The organism is Sphingobacterium sp. ML3W (assembly GCF_029542085.1).
Lineage (GTDB): Bacteria > Bacteroidota > Bacteroidia > Sphingobacteriales > Sphingobacteriaceae > Sphingobacterium.
The window spans coordinates 6,389,620-6,403,948 of record NZ_CP107036.1 but is presented as its reverse complement, the minus strand read 5'-3'; the positions used below and the strand labels follow the sequence as shown (position 1 = coordinate 6,403,948).

The 14,329-nt window shown below is 42.8% G+C and carries 13 protein-coding genes; 6 read left to right on the top strand and 7 right to left on the bottom strand.

The window, feature by feature from the left end; genetic code table 11:
* Positions 1-232 precede the first annotated feature (232 nt).
* The 6 genes from OGI71_RS26465 to OGI71_RS26440 form a co-directional block, all read right to left on the bottom strand.
* Complete coding sequence (locus tag OGI71_RS26465; protein ID WP_282253170.1) at positions 233-823, bottom strand: hypothetical protein; 591 nt, start codon at positions 821-823, stop codon at positions 233-235.
* A gap of 157 nt (positions 824-980) precedes the next feature.
* Positions 981-1,505 (bottom strand): hypothetical protein, encoded by a 525-nt coding sequence (locus OGI71_RS26460; protein ID WP_282253169.1) that lies wholly within the window; start codon positions 1,503-1,505, stop codon positions 981-983.
* Between the two features lie 11 nt (positions 1,506-1,516).
* Positions 1,517-1,930, bottom strand: coding sequence for a DUF3592 domain-containing protein (locus tag OGI71_RS26455; protein ID WP_282253168.1), 414 nt, complete (start codon positions 1,928-1,930; stop codon positions 1,517-1,519).
* Positions 1,931-1,998: 68 nt separating this feature from the next.
* Positions 1,999-2,553, bottom strand: a complete 555-nt coding sequence (locus OGI71_RS26450) for a hypothetical protein (protein ID WP_282253167.1) — start codon at positions 2,551-2,553, stop codon at positions 1,999-2,001.
* 87 nt (positions 2,554-2,640) lie between these two features.
* A complete protein-coding gene (locus OGI71_RS26445; RefSeq protein WP_282253166.1) occupies positions 2,641-3,375 on the bottom strand; it encodes a DKNYY domain-containing protein in 735 nt (244 codons plus the stop codon).
* Positions 3,376-3,389: 14 nt separating this feature from the next.
* On the bottom strand, positions 3,390-3,731 hold the full coding sequence (locus OGI71_RS26440; protein WP_282253165.1) for a DUF4870 domain-containing protein: 342 nt from the start codon (positions 3,729-3,731) through the stop codon (positions 3,390-3,392).
* A gap of 236 nt (positions 3,732-3,967) precedes the next feature.
* On the opposite strand from OGI71_RS26440, the gene OGI71_RS26435 reads away from it, so the two are divergent.
* Positions 3,968-5,770: a hypothetical protein gene (locus tag OGI71_RS26435; RefSeq protein WP_282253164.1), complete on the top strand. Its 1,803-nt coding sequence runs from the start codon at positions 3,968-3,970 to the stop codon at positions 5,768-5,770.
* Positions 5,771-5,918: 148 nt separating this feature from the next.
* Here OGI71_RS26435 and OGI71_RS26430 read toward each other — a convergent pair whose 3' ends face one another.
* Positions 5,919-6,455: a hypothetical protein gene (locus OGI71_RS26430; protein ID WP_282253163.1), complete on the bottom strand. Its 537-nt coding sequence runs from the start codon at positions 6,453-6,455 to the stop codon at positions 5,919-5,921.
* A 350-nt stretch (positions 6,456-6,805) separates the two neighbouring features.
* Between OGI71_RS26430 and OGI71_RS26425 the strand changes: the two genes are divergently transcribed.
* The 5 genes from OGI71_RS26425 to OGI71_RS26405 all read left to right on the top strand — a co-directional run bounded on the left by OGI71_RS26425 (position 6,806) and on the right by OGI71_RS26405 (position 14,326).
* Positions 6,806-7,867 carry a leucine-rich repeat domain-containing protein gene (locus tag OGI71_RS26425; RefSeq protein WP_282253162.1) on the top strand — a complete coding sequence of 354 codons (1,062 nt, stop codon included), beginning with the start codon at positions 6,806-6,808 and terminating at the stop codon, positions 7,865-7,867.
* Positions 7,868-7,951: 84 nt separating this feature from the next.
* Complete coding sequence (locus OGI71_RS26420) at positions 7,952-8,689, top strand: hypothetical protein (RefSeq protein ID WP_282253161.1); 738 nt, start codon at positions 7,952-7,954, stop codon at positions 8,687-8,689.
* Between the two features lie 134 nt (positions 8,690-8,823).
* A complete protein-coding gene (locus OGI71_RS26415; RefSeq protein ID WP_282253160.1) occupies positions 8,824-9,372 on the top strand; it encodes an RNA polymerase sigma-70 factor in 549 nt (182 codons plus the stop codon).
* An 84-nt stretch (positions 9,373-9,456) separates the two neighbouring features.
* Positions 9,457-10,653, top strand: a complete 1,197-nt coding sequence (locus OGI71_RS26410) for a FecR family protein (protein ID WP_282253159.1) — start codon at positions 9,457-9,459, stop codon at positions 10,651-10,653.
* 142 nt (positions 10,654-10,795) lie between these two features.
* Positions 10,796-14,326, top strand: a complete 3,531-nt coding sequence (locus OGI71_RS26405) for a SusC/RagA family TonB-linked outer membrane protein (protein WP_282253158.1) — start codon at positions 10,796-10,798, stop codon at positions 14,324-14,326.
* Positions 14,327-14,329 lie beyond the last annotated feature (3 nt).

Below are 14,329 nucleotides of genomic sequence, written 5' to 3'. Positions count from 1 at the left end.
AAGGATGCAAGCAATTTAGATACGGAAGTGTTAAAGATTAAATACTATTGTTACAAAGTATTTAAAATTAATCCTTTAAAGTTCAAATAATCATATCTCAAAACCGTTTCACGACATGTTTTAATAGCAGATAAGCAGCAGACATAGGAAGCTTTATTTGCTCCATATGCCTCCTTGGCCGGTTCAGGCAAAAATACTCGTATTTACCCCAGTGCCAGACACCTGCCTCAGCTTACTTTTTATCCGCAAAATACATTTCCATTCCCCCATCTTCCGATTTCAGGTTGATCAGATAACTTGCTTGTTCCGTAATTTTCACGGGGGTACCCTCCGTTTCAAAACTATTGCTTTCCAATTGCTCTTTGGGCTTGCTGGTTTTGCTCATTGTGGTCGATTTGGCAATAAAATACGTATCGTTTTCCACTTTAGTCACCCGGAACCAGCCAAAGCCCAAACGGTCTCCTGTACCCTGACGAGCTTCAAAATGCCCAAAATAAATATCTCCGACCGATGGTTTTTGCTCCATGGCCAAGCTAACAGCCGATTTCGGCAAGGGTGGTTTTACCACATCGTAGGTCAACATCGCAAAAAAGGCGATGATCAGCACGGTGAAAATCCAACCCACAATCGTGAGTTTGAACACAAATGGCGGACTGGGAACTTCATTTGTCTTTGACTGGTAAAAAGCCTTCATTTCCGGTGTCCATAAGCGACGGCGAATGACTTTACCCGTGTTTACATCCCTGAATTCACCAGCTGCTTTTCGAGAATGCACGGTACACACCGCCATACGCATCTCCGTACGCAGAAAAACAAGATCCATGTTTTGCCCGGCTGTTTGCGGATTTTGCAGTTCGGACGCTGAAAAGCGAGCTGCTTGGTATTGTTGAATTAAGAAAAACATATTGTCAAGATTTTTTATTCTTTATACGATTAACTCTTGAAACATTTTCGGAAAAATGCTTCAGTCTTGCCCTTTTTTATATATAAAAGCTGTCTGACACTTCCTGCAAATGATTATTTGCTTCTTCGAGAATCTTCGGCGCTATCTGTGCATGTGTTGTAACTGGTGCAAGCCATGACTGTTTCTCCCTGAATTCTACAAAAGCCATGACTGTTTCATCCCCCCACATCCAGTCATAGATCAGGGCATAACCACTTTCAGCATACAGCCCCAACTGTTTCAAAAATGCCAGCATAGGCAATATTTCGTAATAGTTTTCACTGAAGTTGAGCGAAGTAAAGCCCCAATATTGTCTTTTATCATCATATTGCTCTTTCGAGCAGAAAAAACTATCGCTCAGCAAATCATCTAGTACATTGCGGTTGTTTTCTTTTGTATAAGTAGGAATATTTTTCAAGCCTGTTCTATTGTACATCTCGCAACTGTCCCACCATTGCTTCCAATTGTCATCAATTCCACTCGTCATTGGCTTCGCGATGAAAAACTCATTCAATTTCTCCTTTTTGATTTGAATGTTAATGTAAAGTGTATGTAATTCCATCCGTTATTCTTTTAAATAATTCCCGCTTTAAACAAAAAATAACCACTACCGATCAGCAACATTGGCAAGGCGAAAGCCAGTAGAATAATACTGCCCAAGTACAAGCCCCAATAAGATAGTATGCGCACATCGTTCGCATTATTTGGATCATAAATAAGTCTTACCTTTTCGTCAATATTATAGGCTGGAGGATTGGACCTCGCATTGGGTGAAAAGGTCTTTATCTTATCGCCGATATGGTATTCCATCAATGCGGTATACATTGTACCACCCTCACTTTCATGCGAAGGGATATTTTCGACCACAGTAGCCTCTACCGTATAACCGTTTACATTTAACCTTCGCGAGCTGAGGAAGGCTAGTATCCCCATGACTAAAAGCGCTAGCCCAATGAGGAGTAAGATGAGGTGTATTGCTATTGCCATTTTCATTTTTTTAAGTTAAGAGATTCCATATATTTATTATTTGGGTCATCCATTATTTTCTGGAAATATTACCACCATTCAGCCTCTGGAAGTTCGTAATATGCTGTATCAGCCAGGGACTGCCAGGGGGTTGGATGAAACTGCCAACAGGCCTTCACCTTGTCCATAAACTTGGCGATATCCATTGTTCCCCATTGGTAGCCTATTTTGTGGTTTTTACCGTTGTAGCTGATCGTTCCAAAAACAAAGGGTGTAGAATTCCCCGACACACCAGCAGTAAACTGGACGGCTTTCTCGATATGAAATTTTGCACCTGCGGGAAACTTTTCCACCAGGATATAATCGCCCAATTCAATACGTTCATCAAGATAAGGCCAGCTAGGATGTAAACTGTCCAGCAGCAAGTACGGATAATTCTTATCATTGTACTGCTTCACCTTTTCGGTAAGCACAATGGTCTCTTTATCCATTGTCACCGTCTTACCCATCCACTCTTTAAATGGACTGTATTGGCTTATTCCAGTAGATTTTGTTTTGATGCAGGCATACAGAAAAAAACAAAATATAAACACCGCAGTTATTCCGATTAATACGATTATTCCCATTATTTTTCTTTTGGACATATCCTTATTTATTTAAGTCTTACTTACTCCTTTCCAATTGCAGTAACAAATATTTATTTGCTGACATTGTTCTCATTAGTTTCCCCATTACAAACGGCTTCTTTTGCCATGTATGTAGCGATATTCCGCATCCAGCGCATAGCCCAGTCCATCCCGTACCTCAAAACGGAACTGTTCCAAACTTTTTGTTCTGATCGGTTTTATGGATCTTGCAATCGTATCAATATAAAAAGCCCGCTGCTTATCCAGTGCATAGAACGTATGATCGCATTCGCGGTAATAATTTCCCGAAACACATTGCTCCAATATTCGAAAACTTGCTGCATCCGCATCCGCTACAATTTCCTGTCGGAAATAAATGTGGTTTTTATCCTTGGCCAGATTGCCGATACGTTCTCCATGAAGCACCTCAAATGTCTCAGCATCGGCACTTTCTACTTGTTGGAAATATGCACAGTAAATGGCATCGCCCACCTGCTGATACAGTCCTCCAAGTTCCTTTACATCTGCCAGGCGATAAGTCAGCTTTTTATCAAACACATAGTCCATCGCTAACGATGAGGCCATGCCATTTTCAAAATCAATGATATGAAAATTCGTGACATCAGCATCTGTCAGCACGCAGAACGCATTCATGTAGCTCTCGAGATAAATATGGTTCCGGTCCCTAAAATAATGAAACGTAGATCCATTGCTCTGTATGATCTCAAAGCTGGCAAATTCAATGATGCCATAAAATTTACGGTACACTTCGCTGTCGAAATGCAAGATAAATTTGTCATCAATGACTGCAAAGCCATTGCCGATATCTTTCCTGCCCATAACCGCGATTGTTTTTAATTTAAATCTTTTTCCTTATCCAGAAATGGAAATTGCCGGTCAAACATTTCACCTAGCAGTGGTAGTGGCTTTTTTACATCATTGCTGGCATTGATGATCCCTAATACCATCACGATAAAAAACAAAATGCCCGCATAACTCAGGATACCTGCCAGCGATGATGAAACGATAGCAACAATGTTGATCATCACGCCAAACAGAAAAGAAAAAAGTAGAAGCCCTAATCCCTGTTTGAGATGATAGATACTGAAATCATTTCGTTCAGATTTTCCGCCGAAATAAGCGACGAGCCATAGGATACCTATATAGCTAAGAATAGATTGCACTTTTGGGTTCATAATTTTATATTTTTTTGTTCAGAACAAATATGTCAGAATCCAGATTAAAAACCTCTCCAAAAGCAATCACAAAACATCTACATCACGAAAAAACGGCATATACAAAACATCTACAAATCGTTCATAACATTGAAAACCAACACCTTTCATAAACCACTTATTTTAGCTTCTGAAAAAATGGTTACAGATATAAATCTTAAATTTGGTCTTTAGAACGACTAATGGTATAAGCAAAAATGTATTTAAAGAACTTCTTTATCCTGATCTCGATACTGTCGCTGGGTAGTACCATCCAGGCACAATTACGTCCTGCAATACAGCAAACACTTGAATCGCTGGAAACACTCCGGATCCGGAACCGACCAAAGGAGGTACTGAATATTCTCGAAAAATCAATAGAAAAAAAAGAAAATACAGCCGATGAACTAGCCTATCTATATGCCCATCAGAGCCTGGTCTATGGTAACATAGACAGTTTGCTCTTAAGCAAAAAAAGTCTAGACAATAGCCAGCGCTTTGCTCAGGAGGCCAAGACAGAGGAAGCCAAAGCCATCGCTTTTCGTGCAGAGGCAGCGTTAAACCGTCAATTGGGGCTATCTGATGAAGTCGCCAAAAGCGCCCTAAAAGGATTACAGTTATTGGAAAAAAGCGATAAAGACCTCCCTAATAAATATGCACTTAACTACCTCCTTTATGGCGTCTACAGCCGCTGGGGGGATGACGGGAAAATGAATCATTATATTCGCAAGTGCGAACAGTATGCTTTACAAGACAGCAATTACAATGCGCTGGTAAATGTCAACAACGGTTTATCAAGTATGTTTCAGGCCAGGTATGAAAAACAGCAACAGCAGGCCTTACTTGACAGTAGTTTCAGCTATCTTCAAAAATCATTTGATCTTCATCAACAATACCCCTCTGACATCAGTGCAAACAGTTTTGTGATTACCTGCATCAATCTGGCCAACTTTTACTTTGAGTTTTCCAAAGATCCGTTACCTGAACGTAGGAAGCAGGCATTCCATTACCTGGGGTTTGCTGAAAAAGAACTTAAAACGAATCATGCAGATGCAGATTATTGGGTCAATGTGTTTGGCATCAAAAGTGGCTTTGCCGTACAGGAAAACAACCTGTCTCTTGCCGAGCGCTACCTCCTGCAGTGCATCAGCCAGATCAAGCAAGATGGTAATAACTTTTACAGGTCAGAATATACAGTATTCAAGCAACTGTCCGATATTGCCAACAAAAAGAATGATCTAAGGGCTGCACTCCACTACCAAACGACTGCCGAACAGCTCCTGAAGAACACCTTCGACCAGCAACAGATTTTCAATGCACAGAAACTCGAGGTGCAATACGAAAGCGAAAAGAAAAACCAACAGTTGAAATTGCTAAGCCAGCAGTCGGAGTTTCGCAAAAAACAGAATTACCTGTATGGCGGCATTGCATTGGCTTTGCTCGCAGGGCTGTGTTTTATGTTCCGTTCCTATCACTTTAAACTACGTTATTCCATCGAGCGTGAACGAAAACTGCAACAGGAAAATGAAGAAACCGAAAAAAGGGCAGCCATTCAGCTGCAGTTGGATCAGGAGGAACAAGCACGCCTCCGGGCGGAACAAGAATTATTAGAGCTCAAACGCAAGCAACTGGAAAAAGAGGCCCTGGTCAACTCGTTGATGATTGAACATAAAAACGAAACGCTGCAACAGATCAAAAAACAATTGAGTGCTGATGATGCTACCCCTATAAAAAAGCTGTTGAAGGAGGAAATGCTCTTGAGTGCCGATTTTGAAGACATCACGAAGCGGATTCAGCAGCTACATCCCGATTTTTTCAGTCAGCTTTCGGCCAAAGCCATCAAAAAACTGACACCCCTTGATTTAAAATACTGTGCCTATTTACATCTACAAATGAATACAACACAGATTGCACAGGTCCTTCACGTGGAGCAGCATAGTGTGCGTATGTTTAAATACCGGTTAAAACAAAAGTTCGGACTGGATAAGGATGTCGACCTAGAAGAGTTCTTACGGAGATAACCTCCCTGTTCCGTCTAGCCAGCGAGGTTTTCGAGACTCATAGTTGCTTACCGGCCCATGACTTTCCCTAGGTCGGTTAGGCCAGCAACATTTATAGTATCTGGAAAAGCAAATAGGCAAACCCAAAGAATTCCAGCCTTGGGAAAATTTATATCGAAAGATTGAGCTCGGCGATGTCCCCCAACACCTGAGTATCATTTAGATCAACACTTTTTGCTGTGCGCGCCACCTGATACAGGCCCGCAATCGGTAAAACAGCCGTAAAATCTTTTGGGTTCCCGTGTTTAAAGTTGAGCACTCCAGATATGCGGATATGAACACCTTTTAGATCTTCAATCTTTGCCCCTTTCTTTACGACCTTAAAACGGACAGATACATTTTTTGGTGCAGCAGCTCCCTCTAATGAGACCAGTAGAATATGTTCGAGATTGACATCCAATGCCGAATGTAAAGGTTTTACCTTTTTTATGACGACATTTTTCAATGTATCGTTTGTACGCTCGGCATTGAAAATAAAGACGCCACTTTTTGCATTTCGATCACCGCTATATTGTCCGGGGTGTTCCTGAATCATATAATCGATCGCGATCTTGACATTTTCATTAAACCGTTGTACTAATTGTTTTTTTCTCCAAAAAAAAGCTCCCAAAAAAATGAATAGAATAACTAGAATACCCGTAACCATAAAACATGCGTTTAATTATAACATAAATAGATGGCTCAAAAGTAGGGGTTTTCCGCTTCTTTAAAGAACGACATAACCACTCTTAATCAGAATTATACGATAAAATTTCGAACTTGTAATGTTTTAACTACAAATCAACTGCAAAAACCTACAATCCCAAAAATGTCATCATAAACAGGCCATTATCCGCAGCCTTTCTACCTGAGATTAAATAAAACTGTCCATCGAATTATTTAGCGCAAATATCACATCAAACAAAACGAATCGTAAACAAAGTCTCACGGATATAAATAGACAAAAAAATGCCCAGTCTTAATGCGCATATTTGCTTCAACAAAAAGCAGATCAACATGAAAAAATATATCCTCGTTTTTAGTCTATCACTTTTCGCCCTTACTGTCTCCGCACAGAAAAAGAAGAAAAAGCAGATCCCGCCACCAAAAGTGGAGGCTATCGCCGAACCACCAAAGGTGGAGGTCATTCCGGAAGTGCTGCCCGTGCATGAGGGGGAGCACGCTACAGAGCCTGCCATCTTTGCTGCGCCGATGCCCACAACGAGTACCCCTGCTATTCATGCCACAACAACCGGCGGAAAGGAAATACACTTCCAGGATATCGACGAATTTAAAAATGCAGATCTATCGAAGCTGAAAGAATTGTCTTTTAGTACCATGGTCTCGGGAAAAACGATCGAAAGTAGCCTTCTGCAGAAGATCCTAAACGAGGGCATACAATTGGAAGTTTTGGCAATCGAAAATTTCGCCCTGGATGCTTTTCCGGAAATCAAAACGCCCAATCATCGGTTGAAAAAGCTGACCTTAAGTCAAAATAAGTTAAAAATACTTCCGGCCAGTATTTCCAATCTTACTGTACTCGAAGGTTTCGATTGCAACAACCCCTTGACAGCACTGCCGGCATCATTTGCGCAGCTCAAAAATCTACAGCAGCTCGGATTGAACAGCCACCTATTTACGGCCTTTCCAAAAGAAATCTTTAGCCTGAGCAAACTTTCCATATTATATCTATCAGGCAATTACAAAAGTGAAACGAAACTGGGGGAACTACCTGACCTGTTTCAGCAGCTACCTGAACTGAAAGAACTGGGGATACAAAATGCAGGATTATCTTCCCTGCCCAAATCTATCGCGACACTAAAAAAATTGGAAAAAGCTAATTTTTCCTACAACCAATTTAAATCGTTTCCCGAAGTACTGGCTACAAATCCCAAGCTGGTCTATGTCCCCTTTACCAATAATCCCATGAAATGGGAGCCATTCCTGGCCTCCGTCAAAAAGATAAAATGGAGCGGACTGTTCTTCCTGTATGAGACAGGCTTTACCAAAAAACAGTACGAACAGGTTCAGGATATTCTGACCAAAACAGATGTATATTACGACGGCATGAACGATTAAAATTTAGCGGATCTTTCAACGGTCTCTTTGGGCAGTCTGGTCGCAAGTCAAACGGCCAATAATCTAATATGATGATCAATAGCGATGAATAATTCAAACGAAAGTTATCTAAAAGAGACAAGGAAATTGTACGACAAAATTACGTACAAATTTCTGATGCCGGTGCTATATATTGTATTCCTGTGCGTCAGTCCGCCACCTGTTCTTATCTTTACGATAGTCTTGTCCCCGCTGTTGTTTATACTATTTTTTAACCGCAAGATCTTCAGCAAAAAGTTCGCTATTTTTTCCTTTGTGGTCTATCTGACCGGGTCAACGATCTACTCCTGCTTACCGGGATTTCAATACCGGAGCTTTCTTTTTTTTCATCCCCGATGGACGGAAGTGGAGGGCAAAATTATTGATTACAAAATCCGTTGGACGCCAACGACAAAGCAGTCTGCCGCTTCGTCTACCGCATCCATTACCTACACGTACCGGGCCGGGGACAAAGAGCGGCAAGTTTACGCTTCGGAGGCAACCCGCCGTTACTCCAATAACTTATGGAATACAGACAGCGATATCGAAGGCCATAACTTGGCGCTTGACAGCCAGGTAAGGGACTATGTCAAGCATAAAAACTATAACATACTGTTTGATGGAGCGGATCGTTCCAGACTATTTATTCCCCTAGATTATTTTAGCTTTTGGGGCGCCCTTCCCTTTCAGATCATCCTCATGCTTTTAAAAGTCATCGTGGCATTGGCTATTATTGTTTCGTTGCCTTATATCTATGCATATGTACTTGAACGCATAAAGGAAAATCAGCGAAGAAAATATTGATGCCTCCGGTTGATCCCAACACGACTATCTAAGTCTAATTTTCTATCAATTCAAAAACTTAGCATATTTTCCTATATTTATGCCATGCTCCAAGAGCTCCTGTTATGTCAATTGCTTAATACATCTTAAATCACTTGGAAAATTTGCAGACATCTCTACCTTATGATATCGAATCGCTTTTTCAGCAGTATTACAAACAGCTCTGTCTATTTGCAAACAATCTGCTGAATGACGAAGCGTTGGCTGAAGATATTGTCCAGAGCTTTTTCGCCGGACTCTGTGAGGGGCGGAATGCCTTGCCCGAAGATGAAGCTGCACGCAAGGGCTATCTTTTTATTGCCGTCCGCAACAACTGCCTCAAACAGATCCGAAGTGAAAAAATAAAAAGCAAGTACTTTGATCAGCTCGATAAGGACATGATCGAAGAACAGACGATCATGGATGCCATGATGCAGGCCGAAGTCATCAACCAGCTGATGGAAGCGATCAATCAATTGCCTCAGGGCTGCAAGCAGGTGCTGCACATGGCAATTTTTGAAAAGCTCTCCAACGATGAAATTGCCAATAACCTGACCATTTCCATTAACACGGTCAAAAGTCAGAAAAAAAGAGCGATACAGCTTCTGCGCGCGCGCCTGGATAGCCGGATGCTAGCACTCCTGCTATTTTTACTCCCTGACTAACAACATTTTACACTTTTTTCCATTTTTCCTTCCATCCTTTTGCATCCCTTGTGGCTCTTTTAATCAAACAACCGATTGAAGAACATGAAGGATCACCAATTTATACTAGTAGATTACTTAGTAAAGCATTTTAGTGGGACATTAAGTCAGACTGATGTACAATCCCTCCAAAAGATCTTTGAAGATGATCCTACCCTGCGCGATCAATGGGACAGCTATATCAGCCAGGGTGTCAAATCCAGCGATGCCCAGTTTTGGAATAGCCTAGACCTGGATCAGGCAAGAACTAAAATCTTAACCCATGAATCGGCCAAATCCGCTATTCGATCAGTCGGCATTCGCAGCATCCGAAACCTAAAAATCTATGTGGGCTTGGCCGCCAGCCTGCTCCTTATTATTGGTGCCGCACTGTTCCTGAATAAAACACAGCAGGATAAGCAGATTGTCGCCGATCAGGTGTATAATTATAAGAATGACGTTTTACCGGGTGGACAGAAAGCGACACTCACACTTTCTAATGGTAAAACTGTGGAGCTATCGCAGGAACAGGCTACACTGAACGAACAGCATGGTGAACAGCTCCAAATTACGGATGGACAGCTACACTATAAACCAAACAATGGGCAAGCGGAACTTGCTACCTTAAAAAATACCCTGACCGTACCTGCATCGGGATTCTATCGCATGGTGCTGCCAGACGGCACCAAAGTCTGGGTCAATTCAGCTTCAGAACTGAGCTATCCGCTAGCCTTCGGCAAATCAATCCGCAAAGTAGAGCTACGCGGGGAAGCTTATTTTGAAGTGGCCTACGAAAAAAACCGGCCATTCCTAGTCAGCACTGCCCATGGTGATATAAAAGTGTTGGGGACAGCTTTCAACCTAAGGGCATACAACAATGCATCATCCAATGTCACCCTGATCAATGGAAGTATCCAGCTAACCAATAAAAACAAGACCACAAAACAAATTATACCTGGGCAAAAAGTTGAATTCGATGGCAGCGACATGCGTATTTCCCAGGCGAATATTGAAAAGGAAATTGCCTGGCAGCGGGGCTACTTTTACTTCGAGCATGACCAGATCCAGGATATTATGGAACAGCTGGCGAGATGGTATGATATCCAAGTCATCTATCAGGGGCCCATCACCAAGAAAACCTTTGGGGGCAGCATCAGCCGAAGCGTGAGCCTGGCCGAGGCCTTGGAATTGATAAAACGTGGCGCCGGTGTTGAATTCACCATCGACAAGAAAACCGTCACCGTCAAGAACAAAAACAAGTAAGACAAGCAATTATTAAAGGAGGACCTATTTATGATTTAAAATTTACCTAATGAAACTTAGCCCCACCGTGTTATTCGGGCTAGTCAAAGGTGCCTGAGCACCTAAATGAAAACCAAAAAAAACCAACCCTATTGCTGAATATATGAATTACTTTATCAAATGTAAAGATTACCTGTTCGGGAGTCGAATGACCGAACCTAGCTTTGCACCCCTCATTTCAAAAAAAGTCAAAGCAACCCTGTTTCTGGGATTACTTTTTACCTATGGCGTATACGGTAAATCCGAAGCCCAGCAAGTCACCATGCATGTCAACAAAGGCGACCTGAAAACCATCTTTCAGGAAATCAAGAAACAGACCGGCTATCATTTCTTTTATGATGAAAGCCTCTTTAATGGACTAAAGACAGTCAGCATCGATGCCAGCAATCAACGGCTGGAAACGGTGCTTAAAGAACTATCGGATGAGCTGCCGCTTCAGTTTGAGATCCACAAGAAACATGTTGTCGTGCTGCCCAATGCACCAAAAAAAACTGTTCAGGTGCAACAGCAACAACAATACAGCATTAAAGGCAGATTGACGTCCAAAAAAGACGGAGCGCCTATTGAAAATGCCACGATCAGTTTAAATGGCAGTACAAGCAGAACATCCTCTGACAGCAAAGGAAACTTTTCTTTAATCTCCGCACAACCAGCAGGAACCTTGACCATATCCCATCTTTCGTTTAAGCCACAGCAAGTATCCTTCAACAATACGACAGCCGGCGATTTGAACATATCATTAGAAGAAAACGACAGCGCACTGGAGGAAGTTGTTGTTGTCGGCTTCGGTACACAAAAGAAAGTCAACTTAACGGGGGCCATTTCACATGTAGGCAAAGAAGCTTTTGAGAATCGTCCGGTCGCCAATATCGGGCAGGCTTTACAGGGCCTCGTCCCCAACTTGAACATTACCTTTGGGAATGGTTCGCCGAACAGCACACCGGGGTTTAACCTGAGAGGCGGTACCTCTATGAATTATAACGCGAATACGCAGGTCTTTGAATCCGTCAATGGCGACCCTTTGGTGATCATCGATGGGATTGAGAGCACCACAGGTGCCCTCAATCAGCTCAACCCGAATGATATCATGGACATGTCTTTTGTCAAAGACGCCTCTGCGGCTGCGATCTATGGTACCAAAGCCGCCTATGGGGTCATCTTGGTCCGCACCAAACGGGGGGAGTTCAATCAAAAAGGCAAGATAGCCTACAACTTCGATTCCAACTTTGATACACCCTCCGGGCTACCTGATATCCTCAATGCCTATGAGATCCAGAAATCCGGCATGGACAGAACATTATGGACAAATGGTAAACCCGGTACCGCAGATGAAAAAAAACTGGAGATGATACAAAAGTATATGGATAATCCCACGCCTGAAAATGCGTGGTATCAGGAGGGAAACAGCATCATTTGGGTAGCCAATGTTAATCCATTTGAGGAAGCGGTCAAAAAATGGACTCCAATGCAAAAACATACGCTTAACCTCAGCGGCGGTGCCGAATCCATTAACTACTATATTTCCGGAGGCTTACAGAATCAATCGGGGATGTACAAAATCAACACCGACAAATTGAAACGCTACAATGCCCTGATGAATATCAATGCCAAAGTGAATAGCTGGTTCAGTGTTTTTGGAAAGATCGGTTTTGACCAGACAAATTTCAATAGCCCGTATATCGTTGGTGGTAAAGGAAGTATATGGTCTGCCATGATGGGTGAGACAAACAAAAATATCAATATGCCCATCCAAACCGGGCCAAATGATCCTTTACCTAATACCTATACCGATAATATCCTGGCCTGGCTGAGTTATGGTGCCAACAATCAGTCCACGGACAGAAGGGTATCATTATTGATCTCGCCCGAATTTACCTTAATTCCAAATGCCCTGAAATTAAAGGCAGACCTCAGCTATCAGCCGCAGTCTTACAGCCTGAGCAGGTACAGTCCCAAGTTCAACCAAGTCGTGGACTCCTGGCAGTATACCTCCCAGCAGGCCGAAGCCGCGGAAAATCGCGCCTATTTTGACAACAACAATACCAACAAATATTTAATTAATATCTATGCTGATTATAAGAAGACCTGGGCCGGGAAACATAATTTCTCCACTGTAGTTGGTTACAATCAGGATCAGACAAAATTTAATCAGATCACCAATACATTCCGAAAATTGATCTCTCCAGATATACAGAACCCTGATGCTGCAGAGGATCCATCTTTACATACCGTATCCCGAAATGCATATACGCTTGCCGGCCGTGCAGTATTTGGACGGGTGAACTACAACTATGCCGAAAAGTATTTCTTTGAGAGCAATCTGCGCTATGACGGCAGTGCGAAGTTTACTGAAGAAGACCGATTTGTAACATTTCCTTCTTTCTCCGCCGGATGGCGGATATCGCAGGAGAATTTTATGGAAAGCACAAAAAGTTGGCTCAACGAACTTAAACTGCGCGGAAGCTGGGGAAAACTGGGCAATCAGCCCTCATCCATCTATCCGTATCAGGCAACAATGGGTACGGGAAAGGCTCCTTACCTGATCAATGGGCAACAGATCGTCTATATCAATCCGCCGGGACTTGTATCGCCCTACCTGACCTTCGAGAAAGCCAGAACCTGGAATATCGGTTTAGATGGTACATTTCTCAAAAACAGACTTGACGTAACTTTTGAATACTACAACAGAAAGACCACTGATATCCTGACCGATGGCAGCGCCTCATTTCCGACGACATTGGGGACGGCAGCACCTCTGGAAAATTCAGGGATACTCGAAACAAAAGGCTTCGAGCTTTCTTTCCTTTGGAAGCAGACGATTGACAGTGACCTCCGCTATCGTGTAGGCCTTAACCTCTCTGACTATCTGACCAAAGTACAGCATTATGCTGCAAATACCAGCATGATGATTGCCAATTCTTCGGGCCGGGAGGTGATGTATGACGGTAAGACGATCGGTGAAATATGGGGATACCGTACCGGCGGCATACTGCAGGAAAGTGATTTTGCCGGACGAAACGAATCAAATGGCAACTGGATCTACAATGGTGCTAATCAGGGCAACGTTTTTCCGGGTTATATCTGGTATCAGGATCTTGGTGGCCCCGAAGGGATTCCTGACGGTAAAATAGATGCCGGACTGAATACCCTGGCCAACCCGGGTGACCGTGTCGTCATCGGAAATTCCACGCCACGTTATCGTTTCGGGATCACCGGAAATGTCCAGTACAAAAATTTTGATCTTGATTTCTTGTTCCAGGGTGTACTCAAGCGTGATATCTGGGCAGGCCTATCATCTTACTGGGGCGGTGGCGCCGGGTCAAAATGGATGTATGAACGGTCCTGGACGCCTGAGCGTACAGATGCTGAGTTTCCGATGTATGGCTCTTCGGTAAACGTGCAGGACCGGTACCTGATCAATGGTGCCTACCTCAGACTTAAGCAGGCCGTATTGGGTTATACCTTGCCCAATCAGCTGACCAAACGATTTGGCGTCGAGCGATTACGCTTCACACTTGCCGGTTACAATATCTTTGAAGTCACAAAAATACCTACAATTTTTGACGTCGACCAGATCTCTGCCGATTATCCACAAAAGCGGTCTATTGCTTTTGGTGCTCAAATTGTCTTCTAACTA

Excerpts from the sequence above, each read along its gene's own strand:
- OGI71_RS26465 (WP_282253170.1), bottom strand. The coding sequence starts at position 823 with ATGGATCTTGTTTTTCTGCGTACGGAGATGCGTATGGCGGTGTGTACC.
- OGI71_RS26435 (WP_282253164.1), top strand. The coding sequence starts at position 3,968 with ATGTATTTAAAGAACTTCTTTATCCTGATCTCGATACTGTCGCTGGGT.
- OGI71_RS26425 (WP_282253162.1), top strand. The coding sequence starts at position 6,806 with ATGAAAAAATATATCCTCGTTTTTAGTCTATCACTTTTCGCCCTTACT.
- OGI71_RS26440 (WP_282253165.1), bottom strand. The coding sequence starts at position 3,731 with ATGAACCCAAAAGTGCAATCTATTCTTAGCTATATAGGTATCCTATGG.
- OGI71_RS26420 (WP_282253161.1), top strand. The coding sequence starts at position 7,952 with ATGAATAATTCAAACGAAAGTTATCTAAAAGAGACAAGGAAATTGTAC.
- OGI71_RS26455 (WP_282253168.1), bottom strand. The coding sequence starts at position 1,930 with ATGGCAATAGCAATACACCTCATCTTACTCCTCATTGGGCTAGCGCTT.
- OGI71_RS26445 (WP_282253166.1), bottom strand. The coding sequence starts at position 3,375 with ATGGGCAGGAAAGATATCGGCAATGGCTTTGCAGTCATTGATGACAAA.
- OGI71_RS26430 (WP_282253163.1), bottom strand. The coding sequence starts at position 6,455 with ATGGTTACGGGTATTCTAGTTATTCTATTCATTTTTTTGGGAGCTTTT.
- OGI71_RS26460 (WP_282253169.1), bottom strand. The coding sequence starts at position 1,505 with ATGGAATTACATACACTTTACATTAACATTCAAATCAAAAAGGAGAAA.
- OGI71_RS26410 (WP_282253159.1), top strand. The coding sequence starts at position 9,457 with ATGAAGGATCACCAATTTATACTAGTAGATTACTTAGTAAAGCATTTT.
- OGI71_RS26405 (WP_282253158.1), top strand. The coding sequence starts at position 10,796 with ATGAATTACTTTATCAAATGTAAAGATTACCTGTTCGGGAGTCGAATG.
- OGI71_RS26450 (WP_282253167.1), bottom strand. The coding sequence starts at position 2,553 with ATGTCCAAAAGAAAAATAATGGGAATAATCGTATTAATCGGAATAACT.